General features: G+C 65.8%; 11 protein-coding genes. 7 read left to right on the top strand and 4 right to left on the bottom strand.

All coding sequences use genetic code 11. From position 1 onward, the window contains the following. The first annotated feature begins 66 nt into the window (after positions 1 to 66). The 5 genes from HZF03_RS09625 to HZF03_RS09605 all read left to right on the top strand — a co-directional run bounded on the left by HZF03_RS09625 (position 67) and on the right by HZF03_RS09605 (position 7,137). Entirely contained in the window at positions 67 to 852 is a 786-nt protein-coding gene (locus tag HZF03_RS09625; RefSeq protein ID WP_119020117.1) for a fumarylacetoacetate hydrolase family protein, read from the top strand. Between the two features lie 240 nt (positions 853 to 1,092). Next, positions 1,093 to 2,088: an NAD(P)H-dependent flavin oxidoreductase gene (locus HZF03_RS09620; protein ID WP_119018650.1), complete on the top strand. Its 996-nt coding sequence runs from the start codon at positions 1,093 to 1,095 to the stop codon at positions 2,086 to 2,088. A 42-nt stretch (positions 2,089 to 2,130) separates the two neighbouring features. Then, a complete protein-coding gene (locus HZF03_RS09615; protein WP_119018604.1) occupies positions 2,131 to 3,099 on the top strand; it encodes a zinc-binding dehydrogenase in 969 nt (322 codons plus the stop codon). Positions 3,100 to 3,229: 130 nt separating this feature from the next. Continuing rightward, positions 3,230 to 4,612: a cation-efflux pump gene (locus HZF03_RS09610; protein WP_012495471.1), complete on the top strand. Its 1,383-nt coding sequence runs from the start codon at positions 3,230 to 3,232 to the stop codon at positions 4,610 to 4,612. A 215-nt stretch (positions 4,613 to 4,827) separates the two neighbouring features. Continuing rightward, complete coding sequence (locus tag HZF03_RS09605; protein WP_042440968.1) at positions 4,828 to 7,137, top strand: PAS domain-containing sensor histidine kinase; 2,310 nt, start codon at positions 4,828 to 4,830, stop codon at positions 7,135 to 7,137. A gap of 315 nt (positions 7,138 to 7,452) precedes the next feature. On the opposite strand, the gene HZF03_RS09600 is transcribed toward HZF03_RS09605, so the two are convergent. After that, the gene (locus HZF03_RS09600) at positions 7,453 to 10,929 is read right to left on the bottom strand and encodes an autotransporter domain-containing protein (protein WP_119018605.1); all 3,477 of its coding nucleotides are present in this window, start codon (positions 10,927 to 10,929) and stop codon (positions 7,453 to 7,455) included. 401 nt (positions 10,930 to 11,330) lie between these two features. Between HZF03_RS09600 and HZF03_RS09595 the strand changes: the two genes are divergently transcribed. Together HZF03_RS09595 and HZF03_RS09590 are read left to right on the top strand one after the other, a co-directional pair. After that, entirely contained in the window at positions 11,331 to 12,353 is a 1,023-nt protein-coding gene (locus tag HZF03_RS09595) for a helix-turn-helix domain-containing protein (protein WP_119018606.1), read from the top strand. A 100-nt stretch (positions 12,354 to 12,453) separates the two neighbouring features. After that, positions 12,454 to 12,705 (top strand): hypothetical protein, encoded by a 252-nt coding sequence (locus tag HZF03_RS09590; protein ID WP_119018607.1) that lies wholly within the window; start codon positions 12,454 to 12,456, stop codon positions 12,703 to 12,705. Between the two features lie 58 nt (positions 12,706 to 12,763). On the opposite strand, the gene HZF03_RS09585 is transcribed toward HZF03_RS09590, so the two are convergent. From HZF03_RS09585 to HZF03_RS09575, 3 genes are all read right to left on the bottom strand, one after another. Continuing rightward, positions 12,764 to 15,736 carry a bifunctional [glutamine synthetase] adenylyltransferase/[glutamine synthetase]-adenylyl-L-tyrosine phosphorylase gene (locus HZF03_RS09585; RefSeq protein ID WP_119018608.1) on the bottom strand — a complete coding sequence of 991 codons (2,973 nt, stop codon included), beginning with the start codon at positions 15,734 to 15,736 and terminating at the stop codon, positions 12,764 to 12,766. Next, entirely contained in the window at positions 15,733 to 17,181 is a 1,449-nt protein-coding gene (locus HZF03_RS09580; protein ID WP_119018609.1) for a sensor histidine kinase, read from the bottom strand. The genes HZF03_RS09585 and HZF03_RS09580 overlap by 4 nt, the downstream gene beginning before the upstream one ends. Positions 17,182 to 17,393: 212 nt before the next feature. Then, positions 17,394 to 18,563, bottom strand: a complete 1,170-nt coding sequence (locus HZF03_RS09575) for a methyl-accepting chemotaxis protein (RefSeq protein WP_375164936.1) — start codon at positions 18,561 to 18,563, stop codon at positions 17,394 to 17,396. Between the last annotated feature and the right edge of the window lie 263 nt (positions 18,564 to 18,826).

Below are 18,826 nucleotides of genomic sequence, written 5' to 3'. Positions count from 1 at the left end.
GAGATTCCGGGCTCGCGCATTTCATGCGCGCCCCGGAATGACTCCCGAGTTGAGGAACACTACGCCATGACCAAATGGGTTCGTTTTCGCGCAGGTGGCGCGGTCGGGTTCGGGACCATCGCGCATTCGGATATCACCGTGCATGACGGCGACATGTTCGGCGCTCATCAGCCGACCGGGCAGACGCTGCAGCTCGGTGATGTCGAGCTGCTCAGCCCGTGTACGCCGGGCAAGATCATCGGGCTGTGGAACAACTTTCGCGCGCTCGCCGCCAAGCTCAATCAGTCGATCCCGCCGGAGCCATTGTACTTCCTCAAAGCCACCACCAGCGTCACGTCCCACGGCGCCGTGGTGAACCGTCCCGCCTCCTACGACGGCAAGGTGGTGTACGAGGGCGAGCTCGGCATCGTCATCGGCAAGCGTTGCAGCAACATCTCGGAATCCGAGGCGGCATCGCATATCTTCGGCTACACCTGCGTCAACGACATCACCGCGGCCGACATCCTCAATCGCGATCCGAGCTTCCCGCAATGGGCGCGGGCCAAGAGCTTCGACGGCTTCGGGCCGTTCGGCCCGGCGATCACGACCGGGCTCGATCCGATGACGCTGTCGATCCGCACCATTCTGAACGGCGCCGAGCGACAGAACTACCCGGTTGCCGACATGATCTTCGCGCCGCATCAGCTCGTCAGCCTGCTGTCGCACGACATGACGCTGGAGCCCGGCGATTTGATCTGCTGCGGCACCTCGGTCGGCGTCGGCGTGATGAAGGAGCCGGTCAACGCCGTCACCATCGCGATCGAAGGCATCGGCGAACTGCACAACGAATTCCGCCAGACGGCGAAAGCCTGACGATCCTTCCACGCGCCGTCATTCCGGGGCGCGCGCAGCGCGAACCCGGAAACCAGAAGTTGTTTTCATCTCGCAGAGATTCCGGGTTCGCTCGCTGACGCGAGCGCCCCGGAATGACGCCGGAAATGCGGACCACTCCCCTCCCCACGCATTGGACATTTCGCCGTCGCTTCGGCAATCTCCCGGCGCCAGCAACAGCAACAGGCGCGTCAGGCGCCGGAATGTCCAAGGGGGACCATGATGATCAAGACCCGTTTCACCGAAGCCTTCGGCGTCGAGCACCCGATCGTGCAAGGCGGCATGCAATGGGTCGGCCGGGCCGAGCTGGTCGCCGCCGTGGCCAATGCCGGCGCGCTCGGCATGATCACCGCGTTGACGCAGCCGACGCCGGAAGATCTCGCCAAGGAAATCGCGCGCTGCCGCGAGATGACCGACAAGCCGTTCGGCGTCAATCTCACCATCCTGCCGGCGATCAAGCCGCCGCCTTACGCCGAGTATCGCCGCGTCATCATCGAGAGCGGCGTCAAGATCGTCGAGACCGCCGGTAATAAGCCACAGGAGCACGTCGAGGACTTCAAGAAGCACGGCGTCAAGGTGCTGCACAAATGCACCAGCGTCCGCCACGCGCTGTCGGCGGAGCGGATGGGCGTCGACGGCATCTCGATCGACGGCTTCGAATGCGCCGGCCACCCGGGTGAGGATGACACCCCCGGCCTGGTCCTGATCCCGGCCGCCGCCGACAAGATCAAGATCCCGATGATCGCCTCGGGCGGGTTCGCCGACGCGCGCGGTCTGGTTGCGGCGCTGGCGCTCGGCGCCGACGGCATCAACATGGGCACCCGCTTCATGTGCACCAAGGAGAGCCCGATCCACCAGGCGGTGAAGGAGAAGATCGTCGCCAACGACGAGCGCTCCACCGACCTGATCTTCCGCACCCTGCGCAACACCTCGCGGGTCGCCAAGAATGCGATCAGCCAGCAGGTGATCGAACTGGAGAAGCAGGGCGCGACCTTCGAGCAGGTCAAGGAGCTGGTCGCCGGCTCGCGCGGCAAGATGGTCTATGTCAACGGCGATACCGACGAAGGCGTATGGTCGGCGGGCATGGTGCAGGGCCTGATCCATGATATTCCAAGCTGCGCCGAGCTGGTGTCGCGGATCGTGCGCGAAGCCGAAGCGATCATCCGCGGCCGGCTCGAAGCGCTGCTCTCGGGCGGCGCGCGCGAGGCCGCGGAGTAAGACGCGCGCCGGATCGGCGCAGCGAAACAGGACGAGCTTGCGATGAAAGCCTATGTCTACGGCGCCGGTGGCGCCGCCATCACCGAAGTCGACAAGCCGGCGCCGAAAGGTCCGCAAGTCCTGATCCGGGTCCGCGCCTGCGGGCTCAACCGCGCCGACCTCGGCATGACCAAGGGCCACGCCCACGGCGCCGCTGGCGGCGTGGGCGCGGTGCTGGGCATGGAATTCGCCGGCGAAGTCGAAGCGCTCGGCGATGAGGCCTATGGCTGCAAGATCGGCGACCGCGTGATGGGCTCGACCGCCGGAGCGTTCGGCGAGTACACCCTCGCCGATCACGGCCGGCTGCTGCCGATCCCGGACGGCTTGAGCTTCGAAGAGGCCGCCACCCTGCCCGTCGCCCTCACCACGATGCACAATGCGGTGGTGGCGATCGGCAAGCTGCGCTCGGGGCAGTCGGTGCTGGTCCAAGGCGCCAGCTCCGGCGTCGGGCTGATGGCGATGCAGATCGCCAAGCTCAAGGGCGCCCGCAAGGTGATCGGCTCGTCGACCGACAAGAGCCGGCGCGACAAGCTGCATCAGTTCGGCGCCGATCTGGCGATCGACTCCTCCGGCGACGGCTGGGTCGATCAGGTGCTCGCCGCCACCGGCGGCGCCGGCGTCGATCTCGTGATCGACCAGGTCTCCGGCAAGGTCGCCAACCAGAACCTCGCCGCCACCCGCGTGCTCGGCCGCATCGTCAATGTCGGCCGGCTCGGCGGCACCCATGCGGATTTCAATTTCGATCTGCATGCGGCGCGCCGGATCGATTATGTCGGCGTCACCTTCCGCAGCCGCAGCGTCGAAGAGGTCCGCGAGATCTTCCGCCAAGTCCGCGGCGACATCTGGCCGGCGGTCGAAGCCCGCGTTTTGAAGCTGCCGATCGACAGGGTGTTTCCGTTCACCGAGATCGGTGCGGCATTCGCCCACATGGAAGCCAACCGCCACCTCGGCAAGATCGTGGTGACGATCTGACCGGTTTCACCCCGGCCGCGCCTCCATTTTACTGAGACTAATTCGCAGCTACTGCAAACCGGCCCGTTACCACCAGGGTAACGGGCCGCGCGCCTTTCCGGCGTCGCACGAGGCTGCTAAATCCCCCGCCATGAACGACGTCGCCAGCACCAAGTCGCGAGTGGCCGCGGTCTCCGTGGTGGCGAGTGCCACCATGGCCGCGGCGAAATTCGCCGTCGGCATCGCCATCGGTTCGCTGGCGCTGATCTCCGAAGCGCTTCACAGCTCGATCGATCTGGTCGCCACCATCATCACCTGGTTCGTGGTGCGGATCTCCGACCGCCCCGCCGACGACGCGCATCACTACGGTCACGGCAAGATCGAGAGCCTGTCGGCGCTCGGCGTGATCGCGATGCTGTACGTGCTGGCCGGCGGCATCCTGGTCGAAGCCTACAGCCGGCTGCGCGAGGGCGCGGCGCCGCCGACCTTCTCGTATCTGGCCTTCGTCATCCTCGGCGTCGATATCGTCGTCAATCTGTGGCGCGCCTGGGCCCTGCACCGCACCGCGGTCGCCACCAAGAGCCAGGCGCTCGCCGCCGACGCGCTGCATTTCGCCTCCGACGTGCTCGGCTCGTTCGCGGTGATCGCCGGCCTGGCGCTCGCCGCCGCGGGATTCCATTGGGGTGACGCCGCGGCCGCGATCGGCGTCGCGGTGATGATCTCGCTGCTCGGGCTGCGGCTCGGCCGCTCCACGATTCAGACCCTGCTCGATCGCGCCCCCGAAGGCGTGTCGGAGAAGGCGCGCGAAGCGATCGGCGCCGTACCGGGTGTGGTCGGCGTCGAGCGGCTGCGCGCCCGCATGGTCGGACCGACGCACTTCATCGACGCCCTGGTCGAAGTGCCCCGCACCTATCCGATCGACCGCATCGACGAGATCAAGCGCAAGGCGCAGGAATCGATGTCCGAGATCTTCGGCGACGCCGATCTCACCTTCACGGCGATTCCGGTGGCGCGCGACAATGAGAGCGTCCGCGAGCGCATCATGGTGATCGCGCGCAATTCCGGCCTCGCCGTCCACCATGTCACCGTCCACGATCTCGGCGGCCACAAGCTGATCGTCAGCATCGATCTCGAAGTCGACGGCAATATGCCGCTGATCGAAGCGCACGATATCGCACACAAGCTCGAGGATCACATCCGTGAGGACTTCGGTGCCGACGTCGAAGTCGACACCCACATCGAGCCGCTGGAGCCGGAGCTGCCGCAAGGCTCGGACGCCGCGCCCGCACGCGTCGAAGAGATTCGGCTGGCACTGCGCCGGCTCACCCACGATGGCGCGATCCACGACGTGCACAGCGTCCGCGTGCGCGACACCGATGCCGGCGAGATCGTCAACTTCCACTGCTACGCCGATCCGTCGATGAGCGTGATCTCGGTTCACGACCACGTCGACGAAATCGAGCGCAAGCTGCGCGCCAAGTTCCCCTCGGTAAAGCGCGTGATCAGTCACGCCGAACCGCCGAACGCCGACTGAGCTGAAAGCGCCGCAACAAACTTTGCGGCCGTTCTCCTTTCGGACTCGACTCACGAAAAAATGTCGGCGCGATTCACCTTTGGATAAGAATTTTTCCGACGGGCTGAGTCGTTGACTCTCGACAGCCCACTAAAAGTCGATTCAAATCCTAATCATGATTCGAACGGCGCTCGCTGCTCGAACGGGTGCTGACGGATACTTGGTGGGGGCCACGTATGGCGCGCGTGCAGGCAGCGGACGCCTGCGCTCAATCCGATTCAATCAAAGGATTGGCGCAGTCGATCGCTAAACCCGCCTATCATCGGCTGCTGAATGCAGAACCGGTGTTGCGGCGCGCGGTGCCTTTGCTGATCATCGCATTTCTCGTCACCATCTTCTTCGGTGCCGCTGTTCAGATCATCGAGCAGAGCAAGCAGAAGCGCGGTGCGATGAACCGCGACCTCAGCGCGCTCGCCGATCTGATCGCCGAACGTCTCGAACATATCGGCGTCGTCCGGCTCGACCGCCCCGCCTCGATCGAACGCCTGCAGAATCTGTTGCCGGGCCTGATCCCGACTTGGGGTATTGCGCCGGGGCGGCATGTCATCGTCACCAGCGCCGATCAGCGAATTCTCGCGCGCGTGCCGATCGGCACCGAACCGAGTGTGGACAACCGCTTTCTCGAAATCCTGGGCGCAGCGTCGCTGACCAAATCAGGTCAGCAGAGCAGCATCAGCGAAATCACCCTGCCAGGCGGCGCTTCCGCGCTGGCCACGATGCACGTGGTGAAGTCGCTGCCCGGTCAGGTCGTCATCATCCAGGAAGACACCGGCTCGCTGCTCCGATCGGACACCGCGCTACAGGTGACGCTGTCGGCGACCACCGGCTTCGTGGTGCTGATCCTCGGCTTCGCCTTCCATTGGCAATCGACCCGCGCCCGCGAGGGCGACCTGATCAACGACGCGGTGCGCAGCCGGATCGACACCGCGCTCAATCGCGGCCGCTGCGGGCTGTGGGATTGGGACCTCAGCCGCGGCCGGATCTTCTGGTCGCAATCGATGTTCACGATCCTCGGCCTGGAAAGCCGCAACGACCTCCTCACCTTCGGTGAGGTCAATGCGCTGGTGAAGGGCGAGGACATCGACCTGTTCGCGATCGCCGACGAACTGATGGCCGGCCGCGTCGATCACATCGATCACAGCTTCCAGATGCGTCACGCCCACGGCCACTGGATCTGGCTGCGGATGCGCTGCGAACTGACCCAAGAGGCCGGCGCAACCGAGAAGCACCTGATCGGCATCGCGGTCGATATCACCGAACAGAAGAGCCTTGCCGAGCGTTCGGTCGAAGCCGATCTGCGCCTGCGCGACGCGATCGAGACCATCCCGGAAGCCTTCGTGCTGTGGGACGCCGAGAACCGGCTGGTGTTGTGCAATTCGCACTTCCAGCGCCTGCACAAATTGCCGGACTCGGCGGTGACGCCCGGCACCTCGTACGAGACCATTCTCGAAGTCGGCCGGATGCCGCAGCTTCGCACCCGGCTATGCGACAACGGCGCGGTGATGCCCGGCGCCCGCACCTTCGAGGCGCAGCTCGACGACGGCAGCTGGCTGCACATCAGCGAGCGCCGCACCAAGGACGGCGGCTACGTCGCAGTCGGCACCGACATCACCAGGATCAAGGCGCACGAACAGAAGCTGGTCGACAACGACCTGCGACTGCGCGCCACCGTCGCCGATCTCAAGATCACGCAATCGAAGCTGGAGAAGCAGGCGCTCGAACTCGCCGACCTCGCCCGCAAATATGCCGACGAAAAACGGCGGGCCGAGGAAGCCAATCAGACCAAGTCGAAATTCCTGGCCAATATGAGCCACGAGCTGCGGACGCCGCTCAACGCCATCATCGGCTTCTCGGAGATCATGGGCAGCGGCATGTTCGGCACGCTGGGCTCGGAGAAGTATCAGGAATACTGCCACGACATCATGACCAGCGGTCACTATCTGCTGGAGGTGATCAACGACATTCTCGACATGTCGAAGATCGAAGCCGGGCGGATGCGGCTGGAGATGGAGCCGCTCGATCTCGCCAAGACCATCGGCGAGTCGGTCAAAGTCGTCGCCGGCCGCGCCGAGCACAAGCACCTCGAGCTGCGCTCCGAGCTGAACGACCAGATTCCGATCGTCGCCGACCGCCGCGCCATCAAACAGATCCTGATCAACCTGCTGTCGAACGCGGTGAAGTTCACCCCCGACGCCGGCCGCGTCACCGTGCGCGGTCACCTCGCCGGCGGTTCGATCGTGCTGATGATCGCCGACACCGGCATCGGCATTCCGCCGCAATCGCTGCGCCGTCTCGGCCAGCCGTTCGAGCAGGTCGAGAGCCAGCTCACAAAGAGCTATCACGGCTCGGGCCTCGGCCTCGCGATCGCCAAGTCGCTGGTCAATCTGCACGGCGGCTCGATGCGTCTGCGCTCCACCCTCGGCGCCGGCACCGTCGTGATGGTGAGCCTGCCCCGCACCTGCCAGCAGCGCCCCCTCGCCGCCTGATCTCGTCGCGCTTAGTCTCTCTCCCTACGCTTGGTCTCTTTTCACGGCCGCGTCTCTGCCGTTGCACTGTGATGGCGTGAATACGCACCGCAGAAGGAGATTCCGGGTTCGCGCTCCGCGCGCCCCGGAATGACTCGGGGAGAGTCTAAGCAATCAATGCAACGTCATTCCGGGGCGCGAGCGAGAGCTCGCGAACCCGGAATCCCGAGCTGTTCTGGTCAATGCCGTCAGCCACGGGTCCTCAGCCCCCCGCGCAAAAACAAGCCCCGGTTCTGATCGCTCAGAACCGGGGCTCGCTGGAGCTGTGAGATTCGCTTACCAGTTGACGCGGGCGCCGGCCGAGACCTGGTGGCTGGTGGCGTTGCTGCGATATTCGCCGGTGTAGGCGGCGAACATCCGGAACGTCTCGGTACGCCAGCCGGACAGCTTGGCGCTGACCAGAGCCGCGTTGCGACCGGGCTGGGCTGCATCGACCAGGAACGCTTCATCGAGCAGCGCGGCATCGCTGACCAACGTGCTGTCGCGCAGATCGTAGCCCCAGCCGACCTTCAGCTCCGGCGCCAGCGTGGTGCCGTCGGTGGTGCGCAGCCGCGCGCTCACCGCCGCGCCGACCGTGGAGGTCAGCTTGTCATAGGTCCGGGCCGCATAGACGAGGCCGATCGGCAGCTGGCTTTCGCTGTAGGCGTCGCGGCGGAAGCCCTGCCAGGTCATGCCGACGAACGGCTTCAGCGTCACGTCGTGCCCCATCGCGAACCGATAGCCGGCCTCGAACGTGGTGCCGACGCCGACGCCGTTGGCGCTGCCCTGCAGGCTGGTCGGCGACAGCAGGATCTGGCGGCTGGTCGCCATCTGGCTGGGACCGGCCGCGATCCGGAAGTCGAGCACGGCGGCGCCCGGCGTCCAGCTCGCATAGGCAGCGCCCGCATAGGTATCGACGGTGCCCTGCATGTCGGTGCTGGTCGCCGTGGTGCGCGTATAGCCGAATGCACCACCGGCGTTGAAGCTGTTGGAGAACCGGCGATCGACGCCGACCGCGAAGCCGGCGCTGACAGCCTTCGAACCGGACAGGTCGCCGCTGTCGCCGACCCGGCTGTTGCGGCCGAAGCCCTGGCCCCACACCGACCAGCCGTCCTGCACCCGCTCGGCCGGCGAGATGCTGGCGAACGCGTTCATCGCCGCATTGGTCCCGGCACTCATCGTGTTGCGGCCTGCATATGACAGCGCGAACGATTGCGCGGTGCCGTTCTGGCCGATCTCGCTGCCGGACGTCAGCATGTCCTGGCGATCGCCGATCGCGCCGAGGAAGCCGGTGAAAGCCTGCAGCGGCGCGCTCGCCATCGCCGGCTGGCCGGGACCCGAAAGCTGATTCAGCGCCTTGTCGAACTCAGCCTCGGAGTTGAGCTTGTACAGCGCGTCATACAGCGCTTTCTCGTTGGCTGTCGGCATCTCGCCCGAGGCGGCGCGATCCTTGTCGAGGATGCCGGCGATCGACCGCTGCGTCGGGCCGAGCTTATCGGCATCGGCGAGCTGGCTGAAGCTCGACGGCGTCACCACCAGCGTGATCGACGTCGGGTTGTAGATCAGGTCGAAACGGCCATTGGCCGGCAGCCCCGACGTCGGCTGCACCAGCTTGGAGAAGCTGCCCGCCGTGCTGGCGCCGTCGGTTGCCTGTACGAAGGCGAACTCGGTGCCGATCGCCGGCGTGTAGTTGCTGACGGTGCCGACGCTGCCGCGCAGCACCGGCGTCAGCGTGCCGGCCGCATAGAACACGTTGCCGGCGCCGGTGACGTAGATCTTGTCGTAGGTGCCGGGGCCGCCGGGCACGATCAGCGAGCCGTCGATGTCGATCCGGGTCGTGGCGGTCGAGGTCAGCGTGACGTTGCCGTTGAAGGTCAGCGAGCCGACCGAGTTGCCGTTCAGCACCGTGCCGGCCGGCACCACGTTGTTGCTCACGAGGTCGCCGATATTGGCCATCTTGCCCGGCGACAGCGTACCCGCGATCACCGTGTCGCCGGCGATCGTGCCGAAGCCGGCCAGGGTTGCAGGCTGTGCCACTTCCAGGCGATGGCCGGCTGACATCGTCAGCGTGCCGTCGACGGCCAGCGTGCCGAGCTGCGCGAACACATTGCCGCCGGCGTTGGTCCGGCCCGAGATGCTCAGAATGCCGGTGCCGACCTTGGAGAAATCACCGTCGGTGGTGAGCAGCCGGCTCCAATAAGTGGTCTGGTCGGCGACCACCGACACCGCCGTGTTAGCAGCGAGCGTGGTCGGACCATCAGTGGCCCGATCGAGCCGGATCAGGCCGTAGCCGAACACAGCATCGACGCCGGGCGCGCCGAGATCTTCGGTGCTCGAGAACAACAGGCGCGACAGGTCCTGCGCGTTGTAGCTCGGGTTAGCTTGGATCAGCACCGCGATCGCGCCCGACACCGTCGGCGCTGCCATCGAGGTGCCTTGCGCGAAGCCGTAGGTGTTCACCGGCACGGTGGAATAAACCAGCGCGCCCGTCGCATCATCGCCACCGGGCGCGGCCACGCACCAGCTCGCGGTCACGCCGCAGAGATTCGAATAGGACGCAGCCGCCTTGGTGATGCCCACCGACATCACCGAAATAATCTGCCCCTGCTGATGTTGAAGGGCAGATCCGTCGAGCTGCTGTCCCTGATCGTCGTACACACCAAGCGCGGCGTGCGCCGGATTGAAGAACGGCATCAGCGCAATGCCGTTGGCATTGCGGGCGGCGATCGGATTGTCGGCGCGGTCGTTGCCGGCGGCAGCGACGATGATCTTGCCGGCCTTGAGGACGTTAAACGCGGCATTCGCCTCGTCGTCGATGTTTCCGACGGTCCATAGCTTCAGATTGGTGAGACCGTCGGAGTTCGGACCGTAGCTGGCGTTATAGACCATCGTCCCGCTCAGGCCGGCGAAGTAGTTCAGCGCCAGCGCGGAGGAGTCGACGTTCCCGTAAGTGGTGTAGCCTTTCTCGGCGATCGCGCGCAGCGGAATGATGCTGGCATCGTAGGCGACGCCATGCGCATCGACATTGTCGAACTTCTCGGCCGCGATAATGCCGGCGACGTGCGAACCATGGATGTCAGTTTTCTGTGCGCTCTCCGGCGAGAGATCGTTCGGATCGAACGCCTTGCCGATCTCAACCATGTAGTTCTTGCCGAGATTGGTCCTGAGCTTGTTGACGAGGCCGGCATTGGTGGTGTCGAAGCCCGTGTCCGCGACCGTGACGGTGACGCCGGCGCCGGTGAAGCCGCGGTTATAGGCGCCCTGGGCGCCGATCATATCCAGGTTCCAGGTCTGCTCGGTCCTCGATGGCATCGGGTTCGGCAGGTTCGGCGAGTTGTTCACCGCCATCGCGACGTTCTGATACGACGACGCGGTCAGTCCCGAAGCCGAGGCGGTGCGGGTCGCCAGCACCTGCGCGGCATTCGGCGCGAGCACCATCCGCTGGCCGGAGGTCAGCACGCCGAGATCGGCGGCGGTGGTGACGTCGCGCAGCGCGGTCGGTGCCAGTGTAGACACGTGGCGCACCACCGCGTCGCGCAGCCCGGGATCGCGATACGTGCTGTCGTAAGCCTGTGCGATCAGCGCGCGCTCGCCCTGCCGCATCGCATCGGAAAACTTCGCCTCCAATTCAGGGGACAAGACAGACCTGGCGACCGACTTCGATTTCGAAGGCGACTCTGCCGCATACAGCACCGCTGACATCGGAGCGCTGACAAGAAACGTCGTACACAACAGCAGCGACGAGAGATGACGAAAACGCCCCACGGTGCTCACAGACTTCCCCTTCCTGTCTCGGCAGGCGCCTCAGCCGCGCATGCCCAGTCTTCTGTTCGTCTCCGGTCGGCGAACTGACGAACACTTCGCCCCGGTGTTCGCGTAGTTCTAGATCGGTGCGAATGCGTCGCGACAGAGTGGAGCGGCGGGATTCAGGTTGACGGCGGCGCTTTCCTTTGACTTTGCGTCTCAGAACCGGAGGGGACGGCAATGTCGGCCACCAATTCGCCTTGGCGCGGATACACGCGGAGCGCGCAATACATGACTACCGCGTCCCGCTGCTGGCGGCGCGGAGACGCATCGTCTTTCTCGGAAAAAACCGCTAAGCTGAAAGCACTTGGCCGCCAGCGTAGCTCAATACCGATGGCCTGATCGAGCCGGCTTGAAGATCAATCGACCTGATGGCGTCCCTTCCCCGCCTTTATTACGTGACCTCCGGCCTCGACGAGGCCAACGCGTTCGCGACCTGGCGTGCGGTGATCTCGCCGCTGTTCGAGCCGCGCCCCTGCGGGCCGAGCCGGAAGACGCCGACCGGATCGGCCTACGGCATCATCATCGGCGACCTGGTGGTCGCCAAGGTCGCGTTCAACGCCCAGGATTTCGTCCGCGATGCCCAGCGCATCGCGGTGACGCCGGATCACCTGCTGCTGCACCTCTACGTGTCCGGCGGCTTCAACGGTGAAGTGACGCGGCAGCAGACCGTGATCGGCCCCGGCAAGGTGGCGCTGATCGATCTCGCCTGCCCGATCTCGACCCGGGCATTCGCGTCGAACACGATGTGCCTGATCGTGCCGCGCAAGCTGCTCGCGGGGCTGCCGCTGCACGCGCTCAAGCCGAAGCTCGATCCGCTGCGCAACGACCTGCTCGCCGCCTATATCCGTTCGCTGCAGGAGCGCAGCGCGCAGCTCACCGAGGCCGACGTGGCAACGACAGTAGCGGAGACCGCCGACTTTCTGCGTCGGCTGCTGGCGCCGTCCGCAGAAACCGACCTCGCCCCGCAACGCGGCGCCGACGAGACCATCCTGGCGCTGACCGAGGCGCTGATCCGCGACAATCTTGCGCTGCCGGAGCTGTCGCCTGACTGGCTGGCGCAGCAGCTCGACGTGTCGCGCGCCTCGCTCTACCGGCTGTTCGCCGAGCGCGGTGGGGTGATGCGTTACGTCCAGGAACGCCGGCTGCTCGCGGTGCAGGCGGCGCTCGCCGATCCGGTGGAGACGCGGCGGCTGTCACGCCTCGCCTCCGATCTCGGGTTCAAGAGCGAGGCGCATTTCAGCCGCTCGTTCCGCGCCCGGTTCGGCATCACCGCCAGCGCCTATCGCAAGGCGCAGCTCGATGCCTCGGCGGCGATCCAGCTCACCAGCCCGGCGGTGGTGCAGCAATGGTGGACCGCGGTGGCGCGCGATCCGTTCAGGCAGGCCGTCTGAGCTACAGCATTCCGAGCAACGCTCTAGTCTAAAATCCGGCTTGTCCGCGTTCGGAGCGGCCGTGTAAGAGCGAACCGACGATTGATGCGAGGAGCCCGGCGTGGATTTCAGCACCGCCTTCCACCAGACCTCGGTCTGGATGTTTCGACTGGCGTTCGTCGGCGCCGCGGTCGGCATCGGCTACATCGTCATGTCCAAGCAGGACGAGGCACCGGCGACGGCGCCCGCCTCCATCGCGGCTCCGATCGACGATGGCGTGACCGGCTGCAAGCCGATCGGCCAGACCGCGAGCGGCAAGCTGGTGTATTCGATGGATTGCGAACAGCTGCCCTCTGCCGACGCCGCGAAGTAATCGCTCCGGACGATTACAACTCCCCGCTCGAGAAACCTGCGGCGCACGCAACTGCGCCCTAAGCGTCCTCGCCGCCGATCAGGCGGTTGAAGATCGCGCGAACGTCGGACTGGGTCTCTTTCACCCGCGCCTGCAACGACGAGAAGTCCGGCGCGTCGCCGGCGCGCACCATCACCCGCAACAGATCGTCGCCGGCGGTGTCCGGATTGAACTTCTCGCTGACGCACAGCCGCAGGATCTGCGTCAGGTTCTGATACAGCCGCGCTGCGGGCCGCAGCACTTCGGCATCGGCCTGCGTCAGGAAGCCGAGCCGGTTGGCATTATCGAGAGCCGACAGCGTGTTGACGTGCAGGATGTCGGCCGCCTCGTGCGCATGCACGAGCTGCAGATACTGCGCGATGAAGTCGATATCGACCATGCCGCCGGCTGCATATTTCAGATCCCAGACGTCGTCCTCGCCCTTCTCCTGCGCGATCGCGCGGCGCATTTCGGCGACGTCGTTGGCGATGATCGCCGCGTCGCGCGGCCGCGTCAGCACCGCACGGATCACCTGCTCAATCCTGCTGCGAAACTCCGGCGCGGCCGAGATCACCCGCGCCCGGGTCAGCGCCAGATGCTCCCAGGTCCAGGCTTCCTGCTCCTGATAGGCGGCGAACGCATCCAGCCGCGACGCCACCGGACCGGCGCGGCCCGACGGCCGGAGCCGCATGTCGACGTCGTACAGCACGCCGTAATTGGTCCGCGTGGTGAACGCCGAGATCAGCCGCTGGGTGAACCGAGCGAAGTATTGCGCACCGTGCAGCGAGCGTTCGCCGTCACTGTCGGGCTGATCGTCGTCGAAATCATAGATCAGGATCAGGTCGAGATCGGACGACGCCGTCATCTCGCGGCTGCCGAGCTTGCCCATCGCCAAGATCGCGGTCTGCTGTCCTTTGACCCGGCCGTAGGTCGAGGCGAACTGCTCGCTGACCAGGCCATGCACCGTGCCGACGATGCCTTCGGCGACATCGGCGAATGCCACCGCCGCCTGCTGGGTCGGAACCGTGCCGGACAGAATCCGCGTGCCGATCAGGAACAGGCTCTCCTGTCCGAACAGCCGCAGCCGATCGAGAAACTCTTCGTACGACCCCGCATCCGCCAGCGTGACGGCCAGCCGCGCCGACAGTTCGGTTTGATCCGGCATGGCGCCGAAGAACCGCGGGTCGATCAGGCCGTCGAGAATCTGCGGCTGCCGTGCCAGCATGTCGCCGAGCCGCGGCGCGGCGCCGAGCACCAGCGCCACCAGCGTCAAGAGTTCGCGGTTCTGGCTCAGCAGCGAAATCAGCCGGCCGCCGCGATGCAGCGCCTGCAGCAGGCGATCGAACGCATTGACGGCGTCGTCCGGCTGTTCGGCGCGCGCCAGCTCCTCGATCAGCGCCGGCACGAATTCGCGGAATGCGCGCTGCGTGGTCTCGACCTTGAGCACGCGATAGCCGCCGGTCATCCACTGCTGCAGCGTGGTCGCGATCATCAGCGGCTTCTTGTAGCCGAGCGACAGCAGGTGATCGAGCAGCCGCGTGTCTTCAGGACCGGCGCCGTAATCGACCGGCGGCAGCTTGGCGGTGCCGGTCGGATCGCCCTCGAACAGCTTGGCGTAATGGCCCTGCACCCGTTCGAGATAGCCGAGCAGATCGCGCGCAAACGAGTCCCGGCTGTCGTAGCCGAGGAAACGCGAAAACCGTTCGATCGCCTCGACGGTGTCGGGCAGCGCGTGGGTCTGCTCGTCGGCGATCATCTGCACGCGGTGCTCGACCTTGCGCAGGAACAGATACGCTTCGGTCAGCTCGTCGCGTGCCTGGATGGTGATCCAGTTGCGCGCCGCCAGGATTTCCAACGCCTCGAGCGTCGGCCGCACCCGCAATTCCGGATGCCGGCCGCCGGCGATCAGTTGCTGGGTCTGGGCGAAGAACTCGATCTCGCGGATGCCGCCGCGGCCGACCTTGACGTTGTGGCCCTCGACAGCAATCTCGGTCTGGCCGCGATAGGTCTGCATCTGCCGCTTCATGTCGTGGACGTCGGACAGCGCGGCGAAGTCGAGATGCTTGCGCCAGACGAACGGGGCGATCTCCGACAGCAGCGCGTCGCCTGCGACGAGATCTCCGGCGCAGGGCCGCGCCTTGATCATCGCGGCGCGTTCCCAAGTGCGGCCTTCGCGTTCGTAGTAATCGAGCGCCGACACCGTCGAGAGCGCCACCGGCGTCGACGCCGGATCGGGCCGCAGTCGCAGGTCGACGCGGAACACGTAGCCGTCGCCGCGCCGCTGCTGCAGGATCCGGCTGAGCCCCTGGGTCACGCGCACAAAGAACGGCTGCGGTTCGATGTCGGGCGCGAGCGTCGGCGCATCGAGCTCGTAGAATACGATCAGGTCGATGTCGCTCGAGTAGTTCAGCTCGCCGGCACCCATCTTGCCCATCGCCAGCACGATCAGGCCGGAGCCCTGCTCCGGGCAATCGGGATTGGGCGGCACGATCCGGCCGCGGCCGGCCTCCAGGCGCAGCAGGAAGCGCAGCGCCATCTGCACCGAGCGGCCGGCGAGATCAGTGAGCGCCTGCGTCACCTGCATCACCGGCCAGATCCCGCCGATATCGCACAGCGCGATCAGCAGCGCAGCCTCGGCCTTCAGCCGGCGCAGCGCCGCCATCACCTCGTCTTCGGCCGACGCCGCAGCGACGAACGTCTCGGCGTCTTCGAGCAGCTTGGCGAGCCGCTGTTCCGGAGCGCCGCGCAGAACGCGCAGCAGCCGCACCGGATCGCCGCGGATCAGATCGAACAGATACGGCGAAGCCTCGGCGATCGATTGCAGTGCGATCTGCAGGTCGGGAAACGCGTTGCCGAGGGCCGCGATCGCATCAGCCTGTTCAGGCGCAAGATCGACTAGCCAGCCAGCCCAACGCTCCGCAGCCAGTACGGGATCGTACAGGCGCGGTCCGGCGCCGAAGCGCGCGGCCAAAGCGGTGTTGTCGAGGTCCGCGGTGATCGCGGAAAAAATCATGCCGGCGCCGGTTCGAGAGTTGTTGCGGAGGCCTGTCCTTCGCCCGTGCGGGCCGGAATTGCAAGCGTGGCGCGCAAACCCGGGTCCGCGTCGGCGAGTCGCAGTTCGCCACCGTGCAGCCGCGCCACCGCCGAAGCGAGGCTGAGGCCGAGCCCGGAGCCCGGCAGCGTGCGGCTGGCCTCGAGCCGAACGAAGCGCTCGATCGCGTGCTTGCGATCGCCTTCCGGAATGCCGATGCCGTGGTCGGTGACGCTGAGCAGCACCTGATCGCCGTCGCGCCGCGCCTCGATCTGGACGGTGCCGGTGGCGGCAGGAACGTCAGCCTCGGCAGCCGGCTGCGGCTTGCCGTATTTGATCGCGTTCTCGACCAGATTGGCGAGCGCCTGGCTGATCAATTCGCGATTGCCCCGGACCGGCGCAGCCAGAGCCTCGACCTGCAGGGTGAGCGCGTTGTCTTCGGCGAGCGGCTCGTACAGTTCGTGGATGTCGCGCGCAATCTCGGCGGCGTCGAAATCGGTCATGTCGCCGCTGGCGTAGCCGGCTTCGGCGCGAGCGATCATCAACAGCGCGTTGAAGGTGCGGATCAGGCCGTCGGACTCCTCGATCGTGCGCTCCAGCGCGACGCGATAATCGGATTCATTGGCAGCGCGCGCCAGCGCCTCCTCGGCGCGGTTGCGCAGCCGCGTCAGCGGCGTCTTGAGGTCGTGCGCGATGTTGTCGGAGACTTCCTTCATGCCCGACATCAGAGCTTCGATCCGCTCCAGCATCGCATTGAGATTTTCCGCCAGGCGGTCGAGCTCGTCGCCGCTGCGCCCGACCGGCAACCGGCCCGACAGGTCGCCCGCCATGATCCGCTGCGTGGTGCCGGTCATCGCATCGATCCGCCGCAGCACGCGGCGCGCCGCAAACACGCCGCCGCCGAGGCCGAGCACGACCACGATCAGCACCGACCATTGCGCCGCCGAGCGCACCACTTTGTTCAGCCGTCTCCGCTCTTCGAGATCGCGACCGACGAGCAGGCGAAACCCGCTCGACAGCTCGGTGACGCGCACCAGCGCGCGGTGATCGGAACGCTCCTGATCGTCGAGGCGGCGATAGAAGGTCTCGCTCCAGCCGTTCTTGCTCATCACCCCCGGCGCCAGCGCGCCGACGTTGCCGGCGACTGCCTGCCCTGCCGGCGTGGTGACCAGATAGAGATTGGCGCCCGGCCGCAGCGCGCGGTTCTCCAGCGTGAACACCACGCCGCGCAAGCCGCGTCGGCCGTAGATGTCGTTGATCTCGGCAATCTCGGCATCGACCGTGGTGGTGATCTGATCGGTGATCAGCTTGCGCGTTGTCCAGGCGAAGTACGCGACCAGCGAGGCTGCGAACAGACCGAACAGAAACAGATAGACCAGCGTCAGCCGAAACGCGGTGGTTCGGATCAGTTTACCGAAGGCGGTCACGGATCACGTCCCGGCGGCAGCGCTGCTGTTGAAGAGTTTTCATGCCCGCAAACTAGACACTCCGGGCCTGAATCCAAAGTGACAAATCGTTCAAGTAGCGCGCCAATTGTCTGCATGACTGAAGGCCCAGACATAAAAAAACCGAGGCGCCGTCCTGTGGGACGACGCCTCGGTCTGAGTGATAGCTGGAATAGTCCGCCGCTGCGGCGTCGCTACGAGGCGCGCACGGTGCGGAGGAAGCGGCTCACTTCGTCCTCCAACCGGCCGCTCTCCTGCGACAGCGACTGCGCGGACGAGAGCAGCTGCGTGGATGACGTGCCGGTTTCGACCGCGCCGCGCCGGACATCCAGGATGGTGGCGGAGACGCGCTCGGTGCCTTGCGCGGTCTGCTGAATGTTGCGCGAGATCTCCTGCGTCGCCGCGCCCTGCTCTTCGACCGCCGACGCGATGTGCGCGGAGATTTCGGACAGCTTCTCGATGGTGCCGCTGATCTCGCTGATCGCGCCGACCGACTCCTGCGTCGCCGACTGGATGCGGCTGATCTGTTGGCCGATCTCGCCTGTGGCCTTCGCGGTCTGCTCGGCGAGCGCCTTCACTTCGGCGGCGACGACCGAGAAGCCTCGCCCGGCTTCGCCGGCGCGCGCCGCCTCGATGGTGGCATTCAGCGCCAGCAGATTGGTCTGGCCCGCGATGGTGTTGATCAGTTCGACGACGTCGCCGATCCGCGTCGCGGCCTTCGACAGTTCGCTGACGCGATCGGTGGTGTTGCGCGCCTGGCCGACCGCCTCGCCGGCGATCCGCGCGGATTCCTGAACCTGCTGACTGATCTCGCGGATCGAAGACGACAGCTGATCAGTCGCCGATGCCACCGACTGCACGTTGCTGGTGGCTTCTTCGGAGGCCGCCGCGACGTTGCCGGCGAGGTGCTGCGAGGTGTCGGCCGTGGTCGCGAGCTGACGTGCCGAGCTTTCGAGGTCGGCGGAAGCCGACGACACGGTCCTGACGATCTTGCCGATGGCGCCTTCGAAATCGTTGGCGAGCTGATGGATCGAGTCGCGCTTCTGGTTTTCCGCCTTCACCAGTTCGTCGATGTCGACCAGCGAACCGCAGGCGCGCCGCGGCTTACGGTTCTCGTCGAGCACGACACCGCCGGTCGCACGGAACCAGCGATAGCTGCCGTCCTTGACCTTGAGGCGATACTTCACGTCGTAACCGATGCCGGTCTGGCAGGTCTGGGTGAACGCCGCGAAGGTCGGCGCGACATCGTCGGGATGCAGGCGATCCGACCAGGATTGCACGACGTTGGGAAACTCGGCTTCAGAACTGTAGCCGCACAGCCGGCGAAACTCGGACGACCAGGTCCACCGGGCCTTGGGATGCATCGCATCGCCTTCGTACAGGATCGCGTCCCACAATCCGATGCCGCAGTGAAGCGAGAGGGTGTCGAGCCATTCGGCCTTCTGCAGCAGCTCCTGTCGCTTTTGACGTCCCATAAACATGCGGCTTTTCACATCCCTGATCTGCAGTGAGTTTGCGGGACGTTCGCATGCGAAAGTTAAGAAACGATAGCTCGGCCGTATTTAGATACCAAGAAACACTACGGAGGTAGTGCAACGTCGGTAAACCGCCGGCACCGAACACCGCC

The sequence above is a fragment of the Rhodopseudomonas palustris genome (assembly GCF_013415845.1).
GTDB lineage: Bacteria > Pseudomonadota > Alphaproteobacteria > Rhizobiales > Xanthobacteraceae > Rhodopseudomonas > Rhodopseudomonas palustris_F.
Note: the sequence above shows the minus strand (reverse complement) of the source record. Positions and strands in the feature narration are given on the sequence as shown.

Coding starts and splice junctions, on each gene's coding strand:
- HZF03_RS09595 (WP_119018606.1), top strand. CDS start 11,331: ATGGCGTCCCTTCCCCGCCTTTATTACGTGACCTCCGGCCTCGACGAG.
- HZF03_RS09610 (WP_012495471.1), top strand. CDS start 3,230: ATGAACGACGTCGCCAGCACCAAGTCGCGAGTGGCCGCGGTCTCCGTG.
- HZF03_RS09585 (WP_119018608.1), bottom strand. CDS start 15,736: ATGATTTTTTCCGCGATCACCGCGGACCTCGACAACACCGCTTTGGCC.
- HZF03_RS09605 (WP_042440968.1), top strand. CDS start 4,828: ATGGCGCGCGTGCAGGCAGCGGACGCCTGCGCTCAATCCGATTCAATC.
- HZF03_RS09575 (WP_375164936.1), bottom strand. CDS start 18,563: ATGCATCCCAAGGCCCGGTGGACCTGGTCGTCCGAGTTTCGCCGGCTG.
- HZF03_RS09615 (WP_119018604.1), top strand. CDS start 2,131: ATGAAAGCCTATGTCTACGGCGCCGGTGGCGCCGCCATCACCGAAGTC.
- HZF03_RS09620 (WP_119018650.1), top strand. CDS start 1,093: ATGATCAAGACCCGTTTCACCGAAGCCTTCGGCGTCGAGCACCCGATC.
- HZF03_RS09625 (WP_119020117.1), top strand. CDS start 67: ATGACCAAATGGGTTCGTTTTCGCGCAGGTGGCGCGGTCGGGTTCGGG.